This is a genomic window from Escherichia sp. KS167_9B (genome assembly GCF_030295215.1).
Classification (GTDB): domain Bacteria; phylum Pseudomonadota; class Gammaproteobacteria; order Enterobacterales; family Enterobacteriaceae; genus Escherichia; species Escherichia coli_F.
The window spans coordinates 1741808-1762460 of the sequence record NZ_AP025754.1; the positions used below are offsets into that span (position 1 = coordinate 1741808).

The 20653-nt window shown below is 48.2% G+C and carries 28 protein-coding genes and 4 pseudogenes; all 32 read left to right on the forward strand.

Going from position 1 to position 20653, the window contains the following annotated elements; all coding sequences use genetic code 11:
- The first annotated feature begins 6 nt into the window (after positions 1–6).
- The 32 genes and pseudogenes from QUE34_RS08780 to QUE34_RS08930 all read left to right on the forward strand — a co-directional run bounded on the left by QUE34_RS08780 (position 7) and on the right by QUE34_RS08930 (position 20640).
- Complete coding sequence (locus tag QUE34_RS08780; RefSeq protein WP_000171142.1) at positions 7–282, forward strand: transcriptional regulator; 276 nt, start codon at positions 7–9, stop codon at positions 280–282.
- Positions 266–688 (forward strand): toxin YdaT family protein, encoded by a 423-nt coding sequence (locus QUE34_RS08785; protein WP_000702028.1) that lies wholly within the window; start codon positions 266–268, stop codon positions 686–688. The genes QUE34_RS08780 and QUE34_RS08785 overlap by 17 nt, the downstream gene beginning before the upstream one ends.
- Positions 689–707: 19 nt before the next feature.
- A complete protein-coding gene (locus tag QUE34_RS08790) occupies positions 708–1121 on the forward strand; it encodes a hypothetical protein (protein ID WP_000695003.1) in 414 nt (137 codons plus the stop codon).
- 509 nt (positions 1122–1630) lie between these two features.
- Entirely contained in the window at positions 1631–2545 is a 915-nt protein-coding gene (locus QUE34_RS08795; RefSeq protein WP_042970652.1) for a DnaT-like ssDNA-binding domain-containing protein, read from the forward strand.
- Entirely contained in the window at positions 2538–2999 is a 462-nt protein-coding gene (locus QUE34_RS08800) for a replication protein P (protein WP_000139472.1), read from the forward strand. Before QUE34_RS08795 ends, QUE34_RS08800 begins: the two co-directional genes overlap by 8 nt.
- Before the next feature lie 34 nt (positions 3000–3033).
- Positions 3034–3780, forward strand: a pseudogene (locus QUE34_RS08805) (DUF1627 domain-containing protein).
- Positions 3777–3941 carry a hypothetical protein gene (locus QUE34_RS08810; protein WP_122368318.1) on the forward strand — a complete coding sequence of 55 codons (165 nt, stop codon included), beginning with the start codon at positions 3777–3779 and terminating at the stop codon, positions 3939–3941. Before QUE34_RS08805 ends, QUE34_RS08810 begins: the two are co-directional and overlap by 4 nt.
- A gap of 4 nt (positions 3942–3945) precedes the next feature.
- Positions 3946–4479: pseudogene (locus QUE34_RS08815) on the forward strand (fimbrial protein).
- Between the two features lie 160 nt (positions 4480–4639).
- Positions 4640–5398, forward strand: a complete 759-nt coding sequence (gene paa, locus QUE34_RS08820) for an AcfC family adhesin Paa (protein WP_001815900.1) — start codon at positions 4640–4642, stop codon at positions 5396–5398.
- A gap of 320 nt (positions 5399–5718) precedes the next feature.
- Positions 5719–5874 carry a type I toxin-antitoxin system toxin HokD gene (gene hokD / locus QUE34_RS08825; protein WP_000813254.1) on the forward strand — a complete coding sequence of 52 codons (156 nt, stop codon included), beginning with the start codon at positions 5719–5721 and terminating at the stop codon, positions 5872–5874.
- 250 nt (positions 5875–6124) lie between these two features.
- Positions 6125–6202: pseudogene (locus tag QUE34_RS08830) on the forward strand (hypothetical protein); the annotation flags it as partial.
- Between the two features lie 155 nt (positions 6203–6357).
- Positions 6358–6957 carry a DUF1367 family protein gene (locus QUE34_RS08835; protein ID WP_000940302.1) on the forward strand — a complete coding sequence of 200 codons (600 nt, stop codon included), beginning with the start codon at positions 6358–6360 and terminating at the stop codon, positions 6955–6957.
- Positions 6957–7247, forward strand: a complete 291-nt coding sequence (locus QUE34_RS08840; protein WP_000228027.1) for a DUF1364 domain-containing protein — start codon at positions 6957–6959, stop codon at positions 7245–7247. Before QUE34_RS08835 ends, QUE34_RS08840 begins: the two co-directional genes overlap by 1 nt.
- On the forward strand, positions 7244–7786 hold the full coding sequence (locus tag QUE34_RS08845) for a DUF1133 family protein (protein ID WP_000640112.1): 543 nt from the start codon (positions 7244–7246) through the stop codon (positions 7784–7786). Before QUE34_RS08840 ends, QUE34_RS08845 begins: the two co-directional genes overlap by 4 nt.
- 387 nt (positions 7787–8173) lie before the next feature.
- Positions 8174–8899, forward strand: coding sequence for a scabin-related ADP-ribosyltransferase (locus tag QUE34_RS08850; RefSeq protein ID WP_001355271.1), 726 nt, complete (start codon positions 8174–8176; stop codon positions 8897–8899).
- A gap of 67 nt (positions 8900–8966) precedes the next feature.
- Positions 8967–9392 carry a subtilase family AB5 toxin binding subunit gene (locus QUE34_RS08855; protein ID WP_042966602.1) on the forward strand — a complete coding sequence of 142 codons (426 nt, stop codon included), beginning with the start codon at positions 8967–8969 and terminating at the stop codon, positions 9390–9392.
- A gap of 57 nt (positions 9393–9449) precedes the next feature.
- Positions 9450–9842: a putative holin gene (locus QUE34_RS08860; RefSeq protein WP_001294583.1), complete on the forward strand. Its 393-nt coding sequence runs from the start codon at positions 9450–9452 to the stop codon at positions 9840–9842.
- The gene (locus QUE34_RS08865; protein WP_001355273.1) at positions 9832–10110 is read left to right on the forward strand and encodes a phage holin family protein; all 279 of its coding nucleotides are present in this window, start codon (positions 9832–9834) and stop codon (positions 10108–10110) included. The genes QUE34_RS08860 and QUE34_RS08865 overlap by 11 nt, the downstream gene beginning before the upstream one ends.
- Before the next feature lies 1 nt (position 10111).
- Positions 10112–10657, forward strand: coding sequence for a glycoside hydrolase family 108 protein (locus QUE34_RS08870; protein WP_000836752.1), 546 nt, complete (start codon positions 10112–10114; stop codon positions 10655–10657).
- An 88-nt stretch (positions 10658–10745) separates the two neighbouring features.
- Positions 10746–11525 (forward strand): enterotoxin A family protein, encoded by a 780-nt coding sequence (locus tag QUE34_RS08875; protein WP_001355274.1) that lies wholly within the window; start codon positions 10746–10748, stop codon positions 11523–11525.
- Positions 11515–11886: an enterotoxin gene (locus QUE34_RS08880; protein WP_000095643.1), complete on the forward strand. Its 372-nt coding sequence runs from the start codon at positions 11515–11517 to the stop codon at positions 11884–11886. The genes QUE34_RS08875 and QUE34_RS08880 overlap by 11 nt, the downstream gene beginning before the upstream one ends.
- A gap of 84 nt (positions 11887–11970) precedes the next feature.
- Entirely contained in the window at positions 11971–12342 is a 372-nt protein-coding gene (locus tag QUE34_RS08885; protein WP_042966600.1) for a M15 family metallopeptidase, read from the forward strand.
- A gap of 70 nt (positions 12343–12412) precedes the next feature.
- On the forward strand, positions 12413–12694 hold the full coding sequence (locus QUE34_RS08890) for a hypothetical protein (protein ID WP_000271099.1): 282 nt from the start codon (positions 12413–12415) through the stop codon (positions 12692–12694).
- Between the two features lie 214 nt (positions 12695–12908).
- On the forward strand, positions 12909–13376 hold the full coding sequence (locus tag QUE34_RS28570; RefSeq protein ID WP_042971175.1) for a lysis protein: 468 nt from the start codon (positions 12909–12911) through the stop codon (positions 13374–13376).
- 379 nt (positions 13377–13755) lie between these two features.
- Positions 13756–13895 (forward strand): annotated as a pseudogene (locus QUE34_RS28575) (GREB1-related protein); the annotation flags it as partial.
- Positions 13831–14082 carry a hypothetical protein gene (locus tag QUE34_RS08900; protein ID WP_170981744.1) on the forward strand — a complete coding sequence of 84 codons (252 nt, stop codon included), beginning with the start codon at positions 13831–13833 and terminating at the stop codon, positions 14080–14082. The pseudogene QUE34_RS28575 and the gene QUE34_RS08900, both read left to right, overlap by 65 nt.
- A gap of 3 nt (positions 14083–14085) precedes the next feature.
- Positions 14086–15177: a terminase small subunit gene (locus QUE34_RS08905; RefSeq protein ID WP_047085276.1), complete on the forward strand. Its 1092-nt coding sequence runs from the start codon at positions 14086–14088 to the stop codon at positions 15175–15177.
- Positions 15167–16495 carry a terminase large subunit gene (locus QUE34_RS08910; protein WP_042966462.1) on the forward strand — a complete coding sequence of 443 codons (1329 nt, stop codon included), beginning with the start codon at positions 15167–15169 and terminating at the stop codon, positions 16493–16495. Before QUE34_RS08905 ends, QUE34_RS08910 begins: the two co-directional genes overlap by 11 nt.
- 17 nt (positions 16496–16512) lie before the next feature.
- Positions 16513–17949 (forward strand): anti-CBASS protein Acb1 family protein, encoded by a 1437-nt coding sequence (locus QUE34_RS08915; RefSeq protein WP_042966460.1) that lies wholly within the window; start codon positions 16513–16515, stop codon positions 17947–17949.
- Entirely contained in the window at positions 17894–18727 is an 834-nt protein-coding gene (locus QUE34_RS08920; RefSeq protein WP_001018384.1) for a hypothetical protein, read from the forward strand. The genes QUE34_RS08915 and QUE34_RS08920 overlap by 56 nt, the downstream gene beginning before the upstream one ends.
- On the forward strand, positions 18708–20030 hold the full coding sequence (locus tag QUE34_RS08925; protein ID WP_042966458.1) for a DUF2213 domain-containing protein: 1323 nt from the start codon (positions 18708–18710) through the stop codon (positions 20028–20030). Before QUE34_RS08920 ends, QUE34_RS08925 begins: the two co-directional genes overlap by 20 nt.
- The gene (locus QUE34_RS08930; protein ID WP_001349881.1) at positions 20023–20640 is read left to right on the forward strand and encodes a hypothetical protein; all 618 of its coding nucleotides are present in this window, start codon (positions 20023–20025) and stop codon (positions 20638–20640) included. Before QUE34_RS08925 ends, QUE34_RS08930 begins: the two co-directional genes overlap by 8 nt.
- The last annotated feature ends 13 nt before the right edge of the window (positions 20641–20653 follow it).

Here is a 20653-nt window from a genome sequence, read left to right on the forward strand (position 1 = left end):
ACCCTTATGACATTAGATGAATATTTGAAAAAAAATCGTGTACGACAGTCTTGTTTGGCCGTACTCGCTGGTTGTTCGCAATCGATGATTAGCCTCGTAGCTACTGGCCGTAGTCAGTTAAGCCCCGAAAAGGTATTGCGTATCGCGGAGGCTACGAATTTCGAGGTTACACCTCATGAACTTCGGCCTGATATCTACCCGAATCCGACCGATGGTTTACCTGTTGGATGTAAAGCTAACACACAAAATGCACAGGAGTTGATTCATGAAAATCAGGCATGAGCACATTGAATCAGTGCTGTTAGCCCTGGCCGCTGAAAAAGGGCAGGCATGGGTAGCCAATGCAATTACTGAAGAATATCTGCGCCAGGGGGGCGGCGAATTGCCCCTGGTACCAGGCAAGGACTGGAACAATCAGCAGAATATCTATCACCGTTGGTTGAAAGGTGAAACGAAAGCGCAAAGGGAAAAAATTCAGAAACTGATCCCTGCGGTTCTGGCAATTCTTCCGCGCGAGCTGCGTCACCGACTCTGCATCTTCGATACCCTGGAACGCCGTGCATTACTGGCGGCGCAGGAAGCGTTGAGTACGGCAATTGATGCGCATGATGATGCAGTCCAGGCCGTTTACCGGAAAGCACATTTCAGCGGCGGCGGTTCGTCCGGCGATTCTGTTGTTGTTCATTAAGTGAATAGGGTAACTAACAATGAAAATCAAACCGTTTATCAATGCTGGAAATCTTACTCCCGGCGAACTACGAGACTGGATCCTGAAACTTGCAAAAAATGCAGAAATTGCGGGTTGGGGTACAGAAACTTCGGTTCGGAAGCTTCAGAGCGCAGAACTTAGCCTGCGTTCAGTTATGGACGATTTATCCCCAAGAATTAATTTTCTGGGGTCAGAGCAAATAATTCGTTCGGAAGATCACTCCAGCGAAGTTGCGGAAGTTCTGAATACTCTGAGGATAACTTTTGCTGCCGTTCGCGATATTCAACGAACCATTCTCTCATTGATTTCTCAGCTTCAAGAAATTGATAGTCGCATTCCTGATGGGGGTCATAGAGAGCGTCTTCCAGAATGTGAAGAGCAAGGACAGGGGAAACAGATAAGGGATCAGTAATACGTTTTTCACTTGCCTGGTATAGCAATCTCGCCAGCGAATCATAGCTACTGGGGCTCAGGAGAGAATCCCGTGAGTGATTTGTAAGAATCAGGTGGAAGCGGGTGAGAACTATAGCCCTGCATGTTACCAGGTTAACCATGTCGTGGTCGTGCTGGTTAATTTTGTACACAGTGCGCATGTGATTTTTAATTTTTTGGCAAACAGCCATTAAAGACATGTCGAACCTCCTTTGGTTCTGTTGCTTGGGGAATCACAGATTATATCCGGAGGAAGGTTCGACACCAGATGAGGCAATTATGGTTAAGGCTAAAAACATGCCAAATCCCATGCCAAAAACTAAGGCAAACAATGAGCCTTATCGCAAGGTAAAAATAACGATATGGGATGATCCCAAATTTAGGGCGTTATCTCCTCTGCCTCCAAGTGGACAGAGTTTGTTTATTTATCTGCTGACCAGTCCATTTACCGGGATTATTCCTGGGTTGTTTAAAGCCGGGCGGGCAGCAATGGCTGAAGAGTTGGGGTGGGATATCGAAGCCTTTGACTTAGCCTTAGGCGAAGCCATGAATCTTGGCATGGTGAAAGCAGATATCAAAGCCAGAGTTTTTTGGCTCCCGAATGCTGCGAAACACAATCCGCCAAACTCGATAAATGTCATTAAATCCTGGGCAAAGGCATTTGCTTTAATTCCTGATTGCCCTCTCAAATGGGAGGCAAGGGAATCGCTGAGAGCGGCGTCCTACGGGGTTTCTGAAGCTTTGGGGATGGCATTCGATAAGGCAATCCCTTTGCCTGAGGATAAGCCTAAGGATAAGGCTAACGCTTTGTCATGCGGTATCCAGATAACAGATAACAGATATATAAACCCCACACATAACGCGCGCGTGCGCGAGAGTGCTCCGACCAGTGAGTCGAATTGTGCGCCATCGCAGACAACGGAGCCCGAATATCTGTACGGCCTGAGCGAACCCATCGGAAAATTTCCGATGACCGATGACTGGCATCCGTCACGGGATTTTCGACGACGGGCTGCGTTGTGGGGGATGGCTCTGCCAGAGCCGGAATTGACACCAGCTGAACTTGCCGCCTTCCGGGACTACTGGGCAGCGGAGGGGAAAGTTTTCACGCAGGTTCAGTGGGAGCAGAAATTCGCCCGTCACGTAAATCACGTCAGGGCGCAGGTTAAACCAGTCAGCAAGGGGGCAAACTATGCAGCAGCACCAGGTGGCACCGCATCACGGGCAGTTCAGGAAATTCGGGCAGCACGTGAGCAGTGGGAACGTGAAAACGGATTTATCAGCGACGGAAACGGCGTGGAAGCTGTGGGAACTCATGGGGGAGGTTTATTCGAACCGCTGGACCCGGAAGAACGGGGCCGCACCATCGAAGCTCTGGATTGCACAGATTGGCGCGATGACTGAGCAGCAAATCCGGCAGGTCTGCCGCCAGTGCATGGACCGCTGCCGGGCGGGTGAAACATGGCCTCCGGACCTGGCTGAGTTTGTGGCGCTGATTTCGGAAAGCGGAGCCAATCCATTCGGTCTGACGGTGGATGCTGTGATGGAGGAGTACCGCCGCTGGCGCAACGAGTCCTGGCGATACGACGGAAGCGATAAATACCCGTGGTCTCAGCCTGTGCTGTATCACATTTGCCTCGAGATGCGTTCAAAGGGGATTGAGCGCCAGATGACCGAAGGGGAGTTAAAACGGCTTGCAGAACGGCAACTGACGAAATGGGCAAAGCATGTTGGTAACGGCCTGAGCATTCCGCCAGTCCGGCGACAGCTGGCGGCACCAAAACGCCCGTCGGGACCAACGCCAATTGAGTTGCTGAAACAGGAGTATGAACGCCGGAAAACGGCTGGTTTTGTTTGAGTTGAGAAGTAATTTTTACCGGGAGGAAATTTTAATGGAGACTGTTTTTGACGCACTGAAAGCGATGGGAAAAGCCTCGTCGGTAGAGCTGGCTGCGCGACTTGATATCAGTCGTGAAGAAGTGCTGAACGAGCTGTGGGAACTGAAAAAGGCTGGTTTTGTTGATAAAAGCGCGTACACCTGGCGTGTGGCTGATAACAACGTTCAGCAGGAACAGCCAGCGCCAGAAGAACAGCCGTAAGAAACCACCACGGCAACAGTAGCGAAAATCTCAGAGTGCGATTTAACCGCGACGATTGAACAACGCGGACCACAAACGGCGGATGAACTGGCTACGCTGTTCGGTACAACATCCCGCAAAGTTGCTTCAACGCTGGCAATGGCAATCAGCAAAGGTCGTCTGATTCGCGTAAACCAGAACGGTAAATTTCGTTACTGCATACCAGGTGATAATTTACCAGCAGAGCCGAAAGTTGAATCGGTAGCGGAAACCGATGGTAAAGCCTTTCCTCAGCCAGCCGGTGTTGCGTTACCGGTACAGAAAGATGCAACACAGGAAGATATTAAAACAGAAACTGTGGCGGACATTGTGCAGTCGCTGCCATCGTTTACTGCAACGCGAGAAGATGATTTGATTTTGCCATCGCTGCATATGGCAAATCGCGAACTGCGTAGGGCGAAGAATCATGTCCAGAAGTGGGAGCGAGTCTGCGCCGCGCTGCGGGAGCTGAACAAGCACCGGGATATGGTTGCCGGGATTTGTCGGAAGTCCGGGCAATGAGTGGATGGTGCAGGCCTGAAATCATGATACTAACAATGAAGGTAAAATGCATCGGCAGTCTGATTGGCCGTAGTGAGGCGGCGGTCAGGATGAAAGCCCGGGTTAAGGGAATAAGCCTGATTCTGCGGGGTGATTTTCACCAGTCAACAAAATATCCGTAGCGCGATAACGGTCAAAAATCATGGCGCTGACACTTTTGTGCCACTGGAGATGACTGTACCTAAGTTCAGGGGAGAAGAACACGTCCGGTGGGATGGTCGGGCCAGATTTAAAGGGCAGGTCATGGCTCCAGCCTGTACGCTGGCAATGGAGGCTGCCTGGCGGGAAATTGATATGGGAACCACGCCACTCAGGGATTTACTGCCGGTCCAGAGAATAAATTCCTGTTACGGTTACACCACTGTGATCTTGCAAGTGCAGGAAAGTAGGTCTACACGGTAACGCGAGTGCGTGTAACTTTTGATGTCATTCCCGTAGAAACACCGGACAAATTTTCGCTGACAGGTCATGCTGAAGGTATAAATCTGCAGATTATGGACAATTACGGATATCCGGCAAGAGCCGGAAAAAGCATGCCGCCTCTAATTCTCAGTGGAAGATGGACTTGATTATACTCATTGCATTGTCAGAAATAGTTATCCATTAAAGGCTGGCTATTCCAAACAGGATGTTGATTACAAAAATGTAATCAACATGTAAGGTTTATACTCTTCAATATGCGTATAATTTTCCTTATTTTGTTAACTTTAAATAACAAACTATGCACGAGGTAAAGTCGGATAAGTTTATCTGGATGTAATATATATTATTTGTAGTGTTTATAACTTTATTTCATGATAACCAATAAAAGGAGTTTTTTATGAGGAACATAATGGCAGGTTTTTTAATATTCCTGTCTTCTGCTGCTTATGCTGATATCAATCTGTATGGTCCTGGTGGCCCGCATACAGCCTTGCTTGATGCAGCCAAACTTTATGCCGAAAAAACAGGTATTATAGTGAACGTTCATTACGGCCCACAGAACAAATGGAATGAAGATGCCAAAAAAAATGCAGATATCTTGTTTGGCGCATCAGAACAATCTGCTCTGGCTATCATTCGGGACCATAAAGACAGCTTCAGTGAAAAAGATATTCAGCCTCTTTATCTGCGAAAAAGTATTTTATTGGTAAAGAAAGGTAATCCTAAAAATATCCGGAGTATTGACGACCTGACCAGACCCGGGATTGGCGTAATTGTTAATGATGGTGGTGGTACCAGTAATACATCAGGCACTGGCGTCTGGGAAGATATTGCCGGACGTAAAGGGAATATAGAAACTGTCGCCGCAATCCGAAAAAATATTATTTTATATGCGCCCAACAGCGGAACTGCACGTAAGGCTCTTGAGAATCAGCCTGAAGCAGATGTCTGGATAACCTGGGCTGACTGGGCAGCCAGTAATCCAGAAATTGGTGATGTCGTGGAAATAGCGCCAGACTACGTGATATGGCGTGATATGAACATTACAGTACGTCAGGATGCAAATGATGAAACCCGTCGATTTGCAGAATGGCTACAAACCGATGAAGCGGCGCCTGCATTCAAAAAATATGGCTGGACCAGGAAAGGCACTTGACATCCTCCACGTCCTTCAGGACGTGGATTCTTTTTCCGGATGCCGCGCCAGCGGCATGTAGGGGCAGCTCACAAAACGGAAAAAATTGTACGCTAAGCCTCGCCAGGTGAACTGAATTCATTCCGATATGGGAATTCCCATATCGGGCGAAAACGGTTTGCTGTAACGGCAGAGTTAAGTAGAATTGCTGCGGGTGCTTGAGGCTATCTGCCTCGTGTTTAACTGTCCAACTTTTTGGGGTCAGTACAAAGTGAGGCCCCTATATGCTCGTCACATATAGATTGCCTCTTACGGACCGAAAGGTCAAGGAGAAGCAGGCTATGAAGCAGCAAAAGGCGATGCTAATCGCCCTGATCGTCATCTGTTTAACCGTCATAGTGACGGCACTGGTAACAAGGAAAGACCTCTGCGAGGTACGAATCCGAACCGGCCAGACGGAGGTCGCTGTCTTCACAGCTTACGAACCTGAGGAGTAAGAGACCAGGCGGGGGAGAAATCCCTCGCCACCTCTGATGTGTCAGGCATCCTCAACGCACCCGCACTTAACCCGCTTCGGCGGGTTTTTTGTTGTGCAGCGTAGTTGATTAGCTTTTTGTGTACTCCTTTGGTTGTGGTTCTTGAGGGGCCGTTTGGAGTAAATAGAATCATATTGCTTAGTTAGCGCGCAGGGAGAAGAGGGATGGACCCCAAACAGGGGAGTGCTAATTATCCGGAAGGATTCTGCTGATGAAAATCGAAGAATTGCGTGAAATTTTTAGTGAAAATGGCCTCTATGCTGTGCGCGTTGAGAATGGGGAAGTTATCTACGCAACGTTAATTCCTGATGATCATGTAATTTTATCTATCGAGGCATTCATTGAATACCTGGAAAGGCTCGGTTTCAAGGTGGTTCGGGAATGAGTTATAATTCGTAAGCCAGCCTGAACAACTGGCAACCTACAGCGCCATTGGAGATAGCAATGGCGCATATACAACTGGTCAAACAAACTTCTTCTGGTTTACTTCTCCCGGCGACGCCGGAGAGTTGCGATTTTCTGCATCAAATCAAAATAGGCGAGTGGATACACGCAGACTTTAAGCGTGTGCGTAACTACGCATTCCATAAGCGTTTTTTCAAACTCCTGCAACTGGGATTCGATTACTGGACTCCGGCCGGTGGGGCGATCACGCCTCGCGAACGAAAACTGGTATCAGGTTTCGTTGATTACCTGTGCGAATCAGTAGGTCGGGAACATACGCCAGCCCTGAGTGATGCCGCAGAGCAATACCTTAACACCGTTGCGACTCGCAGAACCCGGGATGTGGCATTACTCAAGTCATTTGACGCTTTCCGCGAGTGGGTAACCATTCAGGCCGGATTTTACACCGAGCATTTTTATCCTGATGGTAGTCGTGGGCGTCGGGCGAAATCCATCTCGTTTGCGAATATGGACGAAACCGAGTTTCAGCAGGTTTATAAATCTGTACTGAATGTGCTGTGGAACTGGATTCTGTTCCGTAAATTTTCCTCTCCGGAGGAAGTCGAAAATGTGGCCGCGCAGCTGCTGGAGTTTGCGTAATGGTGGACTTACGTAAAGCGGCGCGGGGGCAGATGTGCACCGTCAGAATTCCTGGCTACTGCAATCACGATCCGGAAACGTCTGTGCTGGCGCATTACCGACTGGCGGGAACGTGCGGAACAGCGATAAAGCCACACGATATGCAGGCAGCGATTGCCTGTAGCTCGTGCCACGATTTAATCGACGGGCGGGTAAAAAACAGCGATTACACCAAAGAAGAATTACGCCTGATGCATGCAGAAGGTGTTTTTCGCACACAAGAAATCTGGAGAAAGGAGGGATATTTATGATTTACCCAACGAATACAGGAAAAAGCGGAGAACACCTTCGTCTCAACACGCTGGAAAGTGTCTGGATTCAGGGAAAACTACGTATGTGGGGGCGCTGGTCGTACATTGGCGGCGGTAGGTCAGGGAATATGTTCAATCAGTTGCTGGCGTCAAAAAAGTTGACGAAAACAGCCATCAATGAAGCCCTGTTCAGAATGAAAAAAGCGGGAATAGAGAAACCTGAACTGGAATCATTTTTGCGAGAAATTATCAATGGCAAGCAAAAGAGCTGGCTGGTGCATTGTACTGATGCCGAGGCGCTATGCATTGATCGGGTGATTAGTGAAGTGCTGGCAGATCATCCGGGGTTGGTTTGTATCCTCCAGCAGCGGTATGAAGGACGGGGGATGACTAAGCGCAAAATGGCTGAATTGCTGAATGATGCACACCCAGAGTGGTGTTTTAGCACATGTGAAAAGCGAATTGCTAATTGGTTGGCTGTTGCTGAGTATGCGCTATACATTCCCATGCGAGAATCACTTGCTCAAAAAATAGCTTGATTTTTTACGCACAAACTGCTTCAATTTCGCTACGCTTCGCAAAGCTGTATCGCGAGGTGAGTCTGCGCATGAACTTTAATAGAACCCGCCTTCGAGCGGGTTTTGTTTTATTCATACGTCCGTAGTATACACTTCTGATTATATTTTCACATTCTGGCTGTTCCTGTTAAACAAAGACCGTATTAATTTTAATATTTTGTTAGATACATGGTGTTTCTTATTTAATTAGCGCGAGATGTGATGGTGGTATGTTTCTGATTAATTAAATGAGTAAATAGATGTCAGCTAACCATGGAGGACAGCAACTCTCTGATTGACTTTTAATCATTCCTTACATTTATTTTGATGGAGGCGTTGTTATTATTTTTAAGTAAGAGGTGAAATATTGTGTTGAAAATGTTTATATTATTTCTTATTTCTTTCTCATGGTATGCGAATGCTACGGATTTTGTTTATAGAGTGGATTCTCGCCCGCCAGAGGAAATATTTCGTGATGGGTTTAGATCCCATGGATTTAACAGAAACTTACAGCAACATTTAAGAGGGGACTCATGTGCGGCAGGGAGTAGGGATAGTGCATTTATTGCTACCACAACCAGTTTAATTGAAACATATAACATAGCCAGACAATATTATTCAAGTTCTGGATTTCACGGTAGGTTATATCGTTACCGTATCAGAGCAAATAATATTTTTTATCCTATTCAACCGTCAGTCAATTATCTAACCCAGCGCGGTATAACCTTCTCTGGATTTGAGCGGATAATGATGAGGGAGCAGAACGAGATTGTCGCGGTGGAACATATACCTGGTGAGAATATTGTTGAGGCTGTGGAGTTGACTTATGACAGATTCAACAGCCAAGTATCTGATGGACCAGGAACCACCAATGCCAGGTATGTTCCTGGATCCACGTTTGTAAATCCAGGTGTTATACCTCAATTAGTTGTACCAACTGTGTCAGTTAGAGAAAGAATCAATGCATTTGGAAGTCTGATCAGTGCTTGTTTTGCTCTGAAGGGAGTCAGAAGAGATGGTTTAAATAAAAGAGCCACTTATTATGAACCCGAGTTTTATGATGCAAGAGGTGTGTTAAAAGAAATAATAAAATAATGCTATTGAAATGATGTGTTTATTATTTTATTTGTTGATTAACTTATTAGCGTATATAAGAGGTTTTATGAAACGGAAAATAAAATATTCCTTAATTGCTCTTTCATTGTTATCTGGTGCCAGTCATGCCGTAATGAGTGATTATGATAAGTACTTTAGTAATGTTCAGATAAATAATTTATCATATGGAGTTTACACATCCGGGGGTAAGGAAAGTCAGTTTTTTTGTATTGGTATAAAGCGTGATAATGTGACTCTTCCCATTCACAATATGTGTAAGGTGGATGTCTTTGGATCTCATAAACAAGGTTTCGATGCCATGATGGAAATGGCTAAGTATTATTATGCTACTGGTGAAAGTATAAGGGTCTATTATAAGGAGAATGTGTGGAGTGATTCCGAGTTTAAAAAGGCCTTCTCTACTAACGAACTAATTTCTTTAAGCACATGTAGTTCATCTGATTATTGTATGGGACCACAAAAAGATACTTAATCACATAATTTTATAACTTGGTATAAACTCCCATCACGCTGATTTTGAGAGGTATTTATGTCTGAACCCTTATCCGGTTCCGGTACGGCAGCGGCGCTCGGCGGGGCGACGGTATTCGGGCTGTTTACCGGAACGGATTTCGGGATTGTGTTTGGTGCGTTCGCCGGGGCGTTATTTGTGGCAACGATGCCGCAGGCGCTTTCAGCCTGGCGGGTGGCGGCGCATTTTCTGGTGTCGTTCATTGTCGGCGTGCTGGGAGCGCGTGTGCTGTCTGCCTGGATAGCGGCAAAAACAGGTTATGACGGCACATCGGCAGATGCGCTGTGTGCGGTGCTGGTATCGGTGGTGTCGGTAAAGATTCTGTCGTTCATCCACCAGCAGGATATCGCATCACTGGTGTCCGGCCTGTTCTCCCGCCTGAGGGGCGGAGGAGGCGGCAATGTTAAGTAACCTTCCCGGATTGCTGAATGTGGCGTCATGCACGGTTATAGTGCTGACGCTCTTTTTTTATCGTCGTCGTGACTCCAGACATAAGCCGCTGATGTCATGGCTGGCTTGGCTGCTGATGACGGTATATGCGCTTCCGCCGCTTGCCTTTCTCTGCGGCACCATTATTCCCGGTAACTGGCTGGTGGTGTTTTTTAACCTGCTGTTCTGCGTGCTGGTAATACGCGCACGCGGTAACGTTTCAAAAATCCTTGTATTACGAAGGCGGTGATATGAAGTCGAAAGATGAAATTTTTGACGAAGTTCTGGGAAAAGAGGGCGGTTACGTCAATCACCCGGATGATAAAGGCGGTCCGACCAAATGGGGCATTACTGAAAAAATCGCCCGCGCGCACGGATATCAGGGCTATATGCGTGACCTGACGCGCGGGCAGGCGCTGGAAATACTCGAGGCGGATTACTGGTTCGGACCACGTTTTGACCAGGTGGCAACTCTGTCGCCGGATATTGCTGCAGAGTTGTGCGACACGGGCGTGAACATGGGGCCGTCAGTTGCAACCAAAATGCTTCAACGCTGGCTGAACGTATTCAATCAGCAAGGTAAGTTGTACCCGGATATGGACACAGACGGGCGTATCGGCCCACGTACCATTAATGCGTTACGCGCCTATCTGTCAAAACGTGGTAGAGATGGCGAACTGGTGATGCTGACCGCGCTGAACTGTACCCAGGGCGAACTCTATCTGGAGCTGGCAGAGAAGCGAGAAGCCAACCAGTCATTTGTCTACGGTTGGCTGAAACAACGCGTCATTGTATAGCTGGATTTAGATAGATTATAAAAAATCACCTATGTTATAAGTTTTAATAATGTTTTTTAAAATGGATAGGGTGTTGTGAAAAATTAAAATGATTAAGCATGTATTGTTGTTTTTTGTTTTTATATCATTTTCTGTTTCAGCAAACGATTTCTTTAGAGCAGACTCCAGAACACCTGATGAAATAAGACGTGCAGGAGGGCTTTTGCCAAGGGGGCAGCAGGAGGCTTATGAGCGCGGAACGCCAATTAACATCAATCTGTATGAGCATGCTCGCGGAACAGTAACGGGGAACACTAGATATAACGATGGGTATGTATCTACAACTACAACTTTGAGACAGGCTCATTTAATCGGGCAGAATATACTTGGCAGTTATAATGAATATTACATATATGTAGTCGCACCAGCACCAAATTTATTTGATGTGAATGGTGTGTTAGGACGGTATAGTCCATATCCCAGTGAAAATGAATTTGCTGCATTAGGAGGGATTCCCTTATCACAAATTATAGGCTGGTATAGAGTATCTTTTGGTGCGATAGAAGGGGGAATGCAGCGAAACAGGGATTATCGAGGAGATTTATTTCGAGGGTTAACGGTTGCACCTAATGAAGATGGCTATCAACTTGCAGGGTTTCCGAGCAATTTCCCAGCCTGGAGAGAAATGCCATGGAGTACATTTGCTCCTGAACAGTGTGTGCCGAATAATAAAGAATTTAAAGGAGGGGTGTGCATTTCAGCGACAAATGTGCTATCGAAATATGATTTGATGAATTTTAAAAAACTCTTAAAACGCAGGCTGGCGTTAACGTTTTTCATGAGCGAAGATGATTTTATTGGTGTGCATGGAGAAAGAGATGAGCTCTAAGAAAATAATTGGTGCTTTTGTTTTGATGACTGGCATTCTGTCTGGTCAGGTATATGCTGGTGTAAGTGAACACTTCAGGAATATTTGTAATCAAACCACTGCAGATATTGTGGCAGGAGTGCAACTGAAGAAATATATTGCTGATGTAAACACAAATACTCGTGGGATCTATGTGGTAAGTAATACTGGAGGTGTTTGGTATATTCCGGGTGGACGGGATTATCCGGATAATTTCTTAAGTGGAGAAATCAGAAAAACTGCAATGGCGGCCATCCTCTCAGATACGAAAGTTAATTTGTGCGCAAAAACATCTTCAAGTCCAAATCACATTTGGGCTATGGAATTAGATAGAGAGTCATGAGTGTCAGTTGTTTTTTGATGGTGTTTATTTTCCCTGTGTAAGGAGATTTTTATTTATTGAGAAAATCTAATATGTGGATTAATTATGTCAGAAAAATTTAGTTATCGTAGTGAAAATAATCTTGATGGCGTTAAACGAGAACTGGTTGCTGTGGTTCGTCGTGCGCTGGAGCTGACGGAGGTTGATTTCGGTATTACGGAAGGTCTGCGCACGAAAGAACGCCAGAAACAACTGGTTGCAGAAGGCAAGAGCCAGACCATGAACAGCCGCCACCTGACAGGTGATGCGGTGGATGTTGTTGCTTACATGGGCAGCCAGGTGTCATGGAACTGGCCTCTGTACGAGAAAATCGCGCAGGCATTTAAGCAGGCAGCGAAAGAGCTGAATACCCCCATCGAATGGGGCGGGGACTGGCGGACGCTTAAAGACGGCCCACATTTTCAATTGAAGCGATAGCTTGCAAAACATACAGGGCCGCCATGAGCGGCTTTTTTATTGCTCAAAAAACGAAAGAACGGAGGTACGTATGTACGCACTGAAAAAAATTACCGTCACTGAAGATGGTCGCCAGGTTGAGGAAGTGCATGTCCTGGGGGATATGTATCGTCTGGAGTTCTATCCGCGTGACACTCACTTGGTAGCAAAAATTGAGTATTGCCGGGGCGGGGATATTCCATGTATTCCGGTAGAAAAAGAGGATGAGGCTTACATTACCACGCTGACCGGAGATACGGTGCGTTGTATCTGTCGCGGTGACAGTAAAGCCAGGAATGAAATAGCCAGATGCCGCACCCAGGGCAGTAAATAAAAAAACAAAACCCCGGCTGGGGGAACAGTCCGGGGTTTTTAGTTTTCACGCCTTGAAAGGAGCAAGGGAGAACCTGTGGTCGATTTTAGCAAATTGATTCGGGAGTTGCGACTAATGATTAAGCAATTACCAAACTGGAAATTCATCATGCTCTGGCTGGTGATGTTTATCGCCTCTGTTGGCTACCTGATTGGGCAGATTCGCTGGTGGTGATATGAACCGCATTCTGTATATGGTCATTATTGCCCTGCTGTTGGTTTGTGGTGCGCTGTGTCTGGCAACAAACCATTACCGCGATAACGCCATCACCTACAAAGCGCAGCGCGATAAAAAAGTCAGTGAGCTGAAACTGGCGAATGCCACTATTACTGATATGCAGCAGCGCCAGAGTGATGTTGCTGCGCTCGATGCAAAATACTCGAGGGAATTAGCCGATGCGAGAGCTGAAAATGAAACTTTGCGTGCTGATGTTACCGCTGGTCGTAAGCGCCTGCGGATCAACGCCACCTGTCCAGGCTCCGTGCGTGAAGCCACCGCCACCGCCCGCGTGGGCAATGATGCCAGCGTCGAACTCTCTTCAGTTGCTGGACGAAACGTTCTCGGTATCAGAGACGGAATCATCAGCGACCAGGCAGCATTGAGAACGCTTCAGGAATATATCCGTACTCAGTGCCTGAAATAGTTTTTTCAATGCGTTGTATCGTCGCCGTATTTCCGCATTAACAGAGACCGCAGCCCTACGGGGAGACTCCTCTGCGCGAGTGTGCGGGGATAATCAAAAACGATACACACCGGGGTTTACTGCGTTAACGGAGCGCGGCGTTGTCCCCTCATAGTCGCCTGGCCGGTGCGATGGTGGAAGAAACCGGAAATTTATTCAATAAAAAAAACTACCGGGTTGTTACGGCAGGTTATGGCACATGCAGAAGAGAATGTTGTTGTTATGACGAATTTTTTATCAGATTTTAATGCAAGTATTCAATTCGAAATAACCGAGCCTGAATTACAATATATGTTATGAATTATTCTCTTATTTTTTGAGCCATTCAACAAGACTGGCATGGAGTAACTCTGCAGTAAATTCCTTCACGAAAAATACAGGAAGAAGACACCCTGCATATCAATGGGGGTGACAAATGATTCCGTATTCGAAAGTCGAGTCTCTGGCAGCGTGCCGGATGACTGCACAACAAATCGCTGACGTTCTGGATGTTGATCTGAACCGACTGAAAGAAAATCGGGAAGCAATGACAAATTTTTATGCGTCCATCCGTAAGGGCAGAGCGAAAGGTGAAGCCGAGCTACGGGCGGCATTGTTTAAGCTTGCCAGAAAAGAGGATGCCTTTGCCCTGCGCGAACTACTCAGGGTGGATAAAAATCAGGATTAACTGATGAGCAGACCGGACTGGGGGGCGTTGCAGCAGGAATATATTGCTGAATACACCCGCTCCGGTATATCTCCGGTGGCATGGTGTGAAGCAAGGGGACTGAATTACGCAACAGCCCGTCGTTACATCAAAAAAACTCCGAAAAATGCGCAGACAGAAATGCGCAAAACTGCGCAAAAAAGTGCGCAGAAAAAATCTGCGCAGACTGAGCAAAAGCGGAACGGAAAATCTCAGATAAAAAAGTCAGTATCCGATGCGCGCCTGAATGAGGGCGACGCAGAGGAAATTTCATTCTGTCCCGATGAATTCGGCATTTCTGACCAGCAGGCTAAGTTTGCGATGCTGGTTGCCCAGGGGAAAAAACTCGTTGAGGCATATCGCCTGGCAGGATACGAGTCAGAGGGGAATGCGGCCTACGTAACCGCCAGCCAGCTCCTAAGAAATCCTAAGGTTTATCGTGCCATCAGCTACTTCCGCAATCAGTACCAGAAACGCTATACCGCAGACCTGGATTTACTGGTGAGTCAGTTGATGGCCATTGTCCAGGCCGACCCCAATCAGTTGGCACAATTTCGCCGTGTTAACTGTCGTTATTGCTGGGGCGAGAATCATCTCTACCAGTGGCGCGATATAGCAGAATTCGACAACGCAGCGGCACAGGCTTCCAGAGATGGCAAACCCGAACCGGAATATGGAGGCCTCGGCTTTGTTGATAACGCCATACCTAATCCGGATTGTCCGAAGTGCTGCGGTGAGGGAACGGGACAGCTTTATATGGCTGATACCACTCTGCTTGATGGGGATGCGCGACAATTATATGCAGGGGCAAAGCTCGGGAAATTTGGTGTTGAGATCCTGCTGGAGGATAAGGCTGCCGCCCGGCGCGAACTTATCAAGCTGATAATGGCGACGAAAGGAAGTTCTGCTGGTGGTGCAACTGACAGTCGCAATGATCTGGAGCTTGAAGGACTGAGGCTTCGCAACGAAAAGCTGCGCACTGAGATTGAAAACCTCAAAAAAGGCGTGGGTGGTGAGAATAACGAAATAATTATCCACAACTCTCTGCCGATGCCGGGAGTGGATAATGTCGATTGAAATTTACCTCCCAAAACCTCATGAGGGGCAAATAGCTGCATGGACGGCGGCAATAGAGGAACGCTTCCACGCGGTATGCTGTGGTCGTCGCTGGGGTAAAACGGTGATGCTGGTGAACATCGCTACCAGTTTCGCTACGCGGAAATTTGCCGTTCCTACCACCGGGCAACTTATCGCGGGTAGGGTGGGGATTTTTACCGCGCAATACCGCCAGTACCAGGAAATCTGGGATGAAATTAGCGCCGTTCTGCAACCGCTGATCCTCAGTCAGTCAAAAAATGAAAAGCGCATCATTCTCCGTAATGGGGGGCGCATCGACTTTTGGGTAACGGACAATAACAAACTGGCCGGGCGTGGGCGTAAATATCACGCTGTGCTGATTGATGAGGCCGCATTCACTAAATCGCCGGAAATGCTCGAGGAAATCTGGCCCCGAGCGATACGCCCGACGCTTGTCGATTACCGCGGCTGTGCGTGGGTATTTTCCACACCAAACGGTATCGACGAGAGCAATTTTTTCTACGCGATATGCCACGATGAATCCCTGGGATTTGTTATGCACCATGCGCCAACTTCATCGAATCCGTATATTCCGAAAGAAGAACTGGAGGAAACGGAGAAGAAATCCGATCCGCGCGTCTGGCAGCAGGAATATCTTGCAGAGTTCGTAGACTGGTCCAAAGACGCGTTACTCGATGTCGATAAGCTGCTGGTGGACGGTCAACCAATTGAGATGCCGCCGTACTGCGACATGATTTTCGCAGTGATGGATACAGCGCTGAAAGGCGGGACCGAAAATGATGGTACTGGCGTGGTGTATTTCTCTTATGAGTCAACGTATTCGGACGAGCCACAACTGACGATTATTGACTGGGATGTGACGCAAATTAAAGCGTCATTGCTTCCTGAATATATCCCCGGCGTTTATGACAACCTCGAGCGCCTCGCGAAATTATGCCGTCCGCGTCTGGGCAGCCAGGGAGTTTTTATGGAAGACGCCGCGATGGGGGCAATCCTCAACCAGAAGGCGGAAACCGAAGGCTGGGATATGACGCCGATTAAATCGGCACTAACCAGCAAGGGCAAAGACGAACGGGCGGTGATGGCATCCAGCTACCACTATCAGGGGATGTGCAAAATCGTCCGGGAGGCTTACGACAAGACCGTTTCATTCAAGCGCACCACCGCAAACCACCTCATAAAACAAATCGCCGGATTCCACCTGGCGGATAAAGACGCGCATAAACGTGCTGATGACCTTTTCGATTGTTACACCTATGGATTGATCATCGCGCACGGTAATTACGCGGAGTTGTAAAAATCAGGATATTTTTGATGGCAGAGATCGAGATTACTGGCGGCCTCGGTTCAGCACTGATGCATATTCTTGAGGCTGAAGAAATTCAGCCGGGAACCGACATTGGCTATGAATTGTGTAAACTGCTGTGGCAGTACCACCCGCTGGGCGGGAAACTTGTCGAAAAACCCATACTGATGGCAATGTGTAAGCCGCGTCAGTACAACGTGGAAACCGACCCTGACGAACGGGTTGTGCGGCGTTTCCAGGAGGTGTGGGAGCGCATGAAGGTGAACGAGAAGATTAAAAATCTGTTTTTTCTCTCTCGTTGCTACGGTGCTGCAGCGATTGGCGTGGGTACCGACAGTGTTTCATGCCGGGATCCGCTACCGACTTTCGGGCTCACTGAGGATGATGTGTATATCAACGCTTGGGATCCGTTGAACGCTTCCGGTTCGATGGTGACTGACCAGAACCCAAACAGTCCGTTTTTCCAGGAAGCCAATAAAAAGCTAAAGATTGGCGGAAAAGACTGGCATCCGTCACGCACGTTGAAAATTTTCAACGGCACACCGATTTATCTGGAGTTTCAGAGTTCATCGTTCGGATTCACCGGGCGAAGCGTGTTTCAGCGCGTTCTTTATTCCCTGAAATCCTATATCAACACGATGGAGGCGAATGATCTCGTCAGTCAGAAAGCGGGCGTACTGGTAGCTAAAGTTGTGCAGAACGGTTCGAAACTTGACGGGATCATGGCTGCCGCCACGGGACGAAAAAGGGAAAATGTCAAAGAGGCAAAAAATAAAGGTGTGCTTAGTATCGGGAAGGATGAGGACGTTACCTCGCTGAATTTACAAAACATCGATGGCGCGCTAAATGCCGCCCGCGACAACATTATTTCCGATATTGCATCAGGTAGCGATGTTCCCGCGATTCTCATCAAGGAGGAGGCTTTTTCGAATGGTTTCGGTGAAGGAACCGAGGACTCGAAAGCCATCAGCCAGTATATCGATGGTGTACGCCAGCAGATTGAACCTGTGATGGATTATTTCGAACGCCTGGTGCAGTACATCGCCTGGAACGAGGAATTTTATCAGTCGCTGAAAAATGATTACCCGGACATCATAACCGAGGACTATAAAACCACGTTTTACCAGTGGCGGCGCGAGTTTACCGCGACGTGGCAGGAGCTGGTGGAGGAGTCGCCGGACAAACGCCGGGAAAGCGACAGTAAAGTGATTCAACAGGCGATAGCACTTTTCTCTGCCGTGTCGCTACAGGTTGATCCTGAAAACCGTGCCGCCGTCACTGAATGGCTGGCAAGCCTTGTTAATGCCACGCAGACCTATGGCGAAGCTCCACTCATCATTGATGTGGACGCCCTGGCGAATTATGAACCACCGAAGCAGGAGACGCCTGATGGCAATTTCCAGCCGGGCGGGGAGGAAGAAGAAACGGATCAGGACGCTGTATGAGGTTCTGACGGATGCCGTTAACTACTACGTAAATCACGGGTGGGATAGCGAAAAATCATTGCTCGAATGGTGCCGGAAACTCCGTGTAGCCGCTCAGCGAGAAACCCCTGATGATACCGTAGCCAGAAAACATCTCACCGCTATCTACAGCCGTCTTGTCATCGACGGCGGGGCATTACGGGATCAGCCTCCTGACGGCCCTAAAAAAATCACTGTTGAAAAACTGAAACCTGAGTTTCGCAAGGAACTCGACAGGCGAATTTTCGCCAGTGCCAACCTGATAAAACTCAACCGCGAACAGGCTATCGAGAAAACCATACAGCGTTTTCAGGGATGGGTTACGTCCATTCCGCCTGACGGGGTGAGCGAAATTGATCGCCGGGAAGTGAAGTCCGGTTTTCAGAAGTCCGTGAAGGATATGGATTTTATCAGTCGCCGGGTGGCAATTGACCAGGGACATAAGCTGGCGAGCAACGTTAAGTATCTGCTGGCTGTTCAGAGTGGTGCGATTGCTCTGCGCTGGCATTCTAACTGGCGGCGTCCGGGCTACAAATACCGACAGGACCACAAAGAGCGCGACGAGAAAATTTATCTCCTCCGCGATTCGTGGGCGCTGGAGCAGGGGCTGATTAAGCCCGTATATGGTTTTTATGACGAAATCACTGCTGCCGGGGAGGAGGTTTATTGCAGTTGCGATGCACTGCCGATCTACGCCCCTCAGAAACTACCCGACGAATTTTTAACGGAGAAGGGCAAACGTGAGTTTAACCGAGCTTGAAGTGGCAGAACGCATCAGGGACGGAACCGTACCGTCTCCGGTGAAATTCTCCAACATGTGGCTGGTGAATTTGCGCATAACCGGAACCGGGCTTGCCTATCGCGCCGGGCTGAAAGAGCACGTCTGGCGTGATCCAAAGCTCTATCTGAACGAGGAGTTTTTAAGGCGATGCAATGGCCTTCCGGTTATCACAAACCATCCTGACGACGCAGTTCTGACGGAGGAGGATTTTAAATCGCGGATCGTCGGTAGCGTCATGCTGCCGTATATCCGGGGTGATGAGGTATGGGCGGTGTGCCGCGTTTACCTCCAGAGCATTGTTGAAGAAATCACTGAGGGGGATGTTTCGACAAGCCCGTCGGTGGTGTTCAACAGCACATCAGGAAATGTGGAAGTACAGGAAGGTGACACCAATTTTTTAATCGAAGGCGTTCCTTTCCTTGTTGATCACATCGCCCTGGTGACGAAAGACCACGGCTCGTTGGGCGTGTGGGATAAAGACCGGATCCCCGCAGGGGTTGAAGTGACAAATACAGGTGAAATTGAGATGGAAAAAGAAGAACTCCAGGCCCTGTTACAGGGGGTGGTGAATGATGCCCTGAGCGGCATTAATCAGAAAATCGATGGAGTCGTCACGCGCATGGACTCACTGGAACAGCGGGACAAAGCGCGGGCGGATGCCGAAGAGCAGGCGAAAAAAGAGGCCGAAGAAAAGGCCAAAGCCGATGAAGCCGCAGAGGAACAGCGTAAAGCTGATGAAGCTGCGGCAAAGGAGGCGGAAGAAAAAGCCAAAGCTGACGAGGCGGCAGCTAAAGACGCTGAGGAGAAAGCAAAGGCTGATTCCGAAGCGGAAGAACAGCGTAAGGCTGACGAGGAGGCAGAAAAAGAGCGCAATGACTCTGCCCTGGCAGAAGCACAGGCAAAAGCCGACTCCGCATTCAGTGCCTGCGGTAAAAACGCGCCAGCACCGTTTTCTGGTGAAAATGCGCTGGACTACCGCAAGCGTGCGCTAATCGCTATGCAGAAACACTCTCCGGCACATAAGGACGTCAATATTCGCGCGATTGCGGATTCTGCAACGCTGGCTGTGCTTGAGGACGCAATTTTCAGTGCCGCCCGTCAGTCCATCGAAAAAGAAATGATGAGTACGCAGGGGCAACTGCATAAACGTATCCGCAACGATGAAGCCGGACGTCGCATTACTGAATATCAGGGCGATCCGAACGTCTGGCTGAGTGCTTTCAAAATTCCGGGGCGTCGTCTGGCAAAAATTAACACTCAAGGGAGCCTGAACAATGGCTGATATTAACTTTCATCCGTTTAAAAACCGTGGAGCATTTGGTGGCCTTTTTAACGTCGAATCCCGTGGGCTGATGCAGGGGGATGCGCAGGATGATCCGGCAATTCGTCTGCAACTTTGCTCCGGTCGACTGGACAGCAAAATCACTGAACCGGTATGGGGTGGCGTTGGAGTTATGGAGTGCATTGCTCCCGCGAAAGACAGCGTTAACGGCGCGGTAATTAAACAAGCCACGAAGGACGCCTGTAACGCCTTTACTGTCTTTAATCAGGCATTTCATGGCATTACCACGCCGGATAATCCGGTGCCGTTATATCTCGCGGGTGGCTTTGTTCACTATTACCGCGTTGGCTCAGGTGCCCGCATTCCTCTCCCTGTCAGTGCAGAAGTTGTTGCGCTGGCTGATGGAAATAACACCGTTGCTGCCAGTGGTTTTGTGTGGGATCTGACGAAAAACATGGTTGATGTTTATTCGGGATCACCCGGCGCTAATCCGAAAGTGGATATTAAGCTGCTGATGGTTTCAGTTGACGGAAACCTGACGGTGAAAAAAGAGGATGGCGGTAACGTTGTCTGGGAAATCGGCAAACCGTGCGGCCTGTTTTTAATTTAAGGGGATATTAATT

What these genes read in the sequence shown, in the direction of transcription:
- QUE34_RS08780 (WP_000171142.1), top strand. Translation starts at nt 7, where the DNA reads ATGACATTAGATGAATATTTGAAAAAAAATCGTGTACGACAGTCTTGT.
- QUE34_RS08785 (WP_000702028.1), top strand. Translation starts at nt 266, where the DNA reads ATGAAAATCAGGCATGAGCACATTGAATCAGTGCTGTTAGCCCTGGCC.
- QUE34_RS08790 (WP_000695003.1), top strand. Translation starts at nt 708, where the DNA reads ATGAAAATCAAACCGTTTATCAATGCTGGAAATCTTACTCCCGGCGAA.
- QUE34_RS08795 (WP_042970652.1), top strand. Translation starts at nt 1,631, where the DNA reads ATGGCTGAAGAGTTGGGGTGGGATATCGAAGCCTTTGACTTAGCCTTA.
- QUE34_RS08800 (WP_000139472.1), top strand. Translation starts at nt 2,538, where the DNA reads ATGACTGAGCAGCAAATCCGGCAGGTCTGCCGCCAGTGCATGGACCGC.
- QUE34_RS08810 (WP_122368318.1), top strand. Translation starts at nt 3,777, where the DNA reads ATGAGTGGATGGTGCAGGCCTGAAATCATGATACTAACAATGAAGGTA.
- paa (WP_001815900.1), top strand. Translation starts at nt 4,640, where the DNA reads ATGAGGAACATAATGGCAGGTTTTTTAATATTCCTGTCTTCTGCTGCT.
- hokD (WP_000813254.1), top strand. Translation starts at nt 5,719, where the DNA reads ATGAAGCAGCAAAAGGCGATGCTAATCGCCCTGATCGTCATCTGTTTA.
- QUE34_RS08835 (WP_000940302.1), top strand. Translation starts at nt 6,358, where the DNA reads ATGGCGCATATACAACTGGTCAAACAAACTTCTTCTGGTTTACTTCTC.
- QUE34_RS08840 (WP_000228027.1), top strand. Translation starts at nt 6,957, where the DNA reads ATGGTGGACTTACGTAAAGCGGCGCGGGGGCAGATGTGCACCGTCAGA.
- QUE34_RS08845 (WP_000640112.1), top strand. Translation starts at nt 7,244, where the DNA reads ATGATTTACCCAACGAATACAGGAAAAAGCGGAGAACACCTTCGTCTC.
- QUE34_RS08855 (WP_042966602.1), top strand. Translation starts at nt 8,967, where the DNA reads ATGAAACGGAAAATAAAATATTCCTTAATTGCTCTTTCATTGTTATCT.
- QUE34_RS08860 (WP_001294583.1), top strand. Translation starts at nt 9,450, where the DNA reads ATGTCTGAACCCTTATCCGGTTCCGGTACGGCAGCGGCGCTCGGCGGG.
- QUE34_RS08865 (WP_001355273.1), top strand. Translation starts at nt 9,832, where the DNA reads ATGTTAAGTAACCTTCCCGGATTGCTGAATGTGGCGTCATGCACGGTT.
- QUE34_RS08870 (WP_000836752.1), top strand. Translation starts at nt 10,112, where the DNA reads ATGAAGTCGAAAGATGAAATTTTTGACGAAGTTCTGGGAAAAGAGGGC.
- QUE34_RS08875 (WP_001355274.1), top strand. Translation starts at nt 10,746, where the DNA reads ATGATTAAGCATGTATTGTTGTTTTTTGTTTTTATATCATTTTCTGTT.
- QUE34_RS08880 (WP_000095643.1), top strand. Translation starts at nt 11,515, where the DNA reads ATGAGCTCTAAGAAAATAATTGGTGCTTTTGTTTTGATGACTGGCATT.
- QUE34_RS08885 (WP_042966600.1), top strand. Translation starts at nt 11,971, where the DNA reads ATGTCAGAAAAATTTAGTTATCGTAGTGAAAATAATCTTGATGGCGTT.
- QUE34_RS08890 (WP_000271099.1), top strand. Translation starts at nt 12,413, where the DNA reads ATGTACGCACTGAAAAAAATTACCGTCACTGAAGATGGTCGCCAGGTT.
- QUE34_RS28570 (WP_042971175.1), top strand. Translation starts at nt 12,909, where the DNA reads ATGAACCGCATTCTGTATATGGTCATTATTGCCCTGCTGTTGGTTTGT.
- QUE34_RS08900 (WP_170981744.1), top strand. Translation starts at nt 13,831, where the DNA reads ATGATTCCGTATTCGAAAGTCGAGTCTCTGGCAGCGTGCCGGATGACT.
- QUE34_RS08905 (WP_047085276.1), top strand. Translation starts at nt 14,086, where the DNA reads ATGAGCAGACCGGACTGGGGGGCGTTGCAGCAGGAATATATTGCTGAA.
- QUE34_RS08910 (WP_042966462.1), top strand. Translation starts at nt 15,167, where the DNA reads ATGTCGATTGAAATTTACCTCCCAAAACCTCATGAGGGGCAAATAGCT.
- QUE34_RS08915 (WP_042966460.1), top strand. Translation starts at nt 16,513, where the DNA reads ATGGCAGAGATCGAGATTACTGGCGGCCTCGGTTCAGCACTGATGCAT.
- QUE34_RS08920 (WP_001018384.1), top strand. Translation starts at nt 17,894, where the DNA reads ATGGCAATTTCCAGCCGGGCGGGGAGGAAGAAGAAACGGATCAGGACG.
- QUE34_RS08930 (WP_001349881.1), top strand. Translation starts at nt 20,023, where the DNA reads ATGGCTGATATTAACTTTCATCCGTTTAAAAACCGTGGAGCATTTGGT.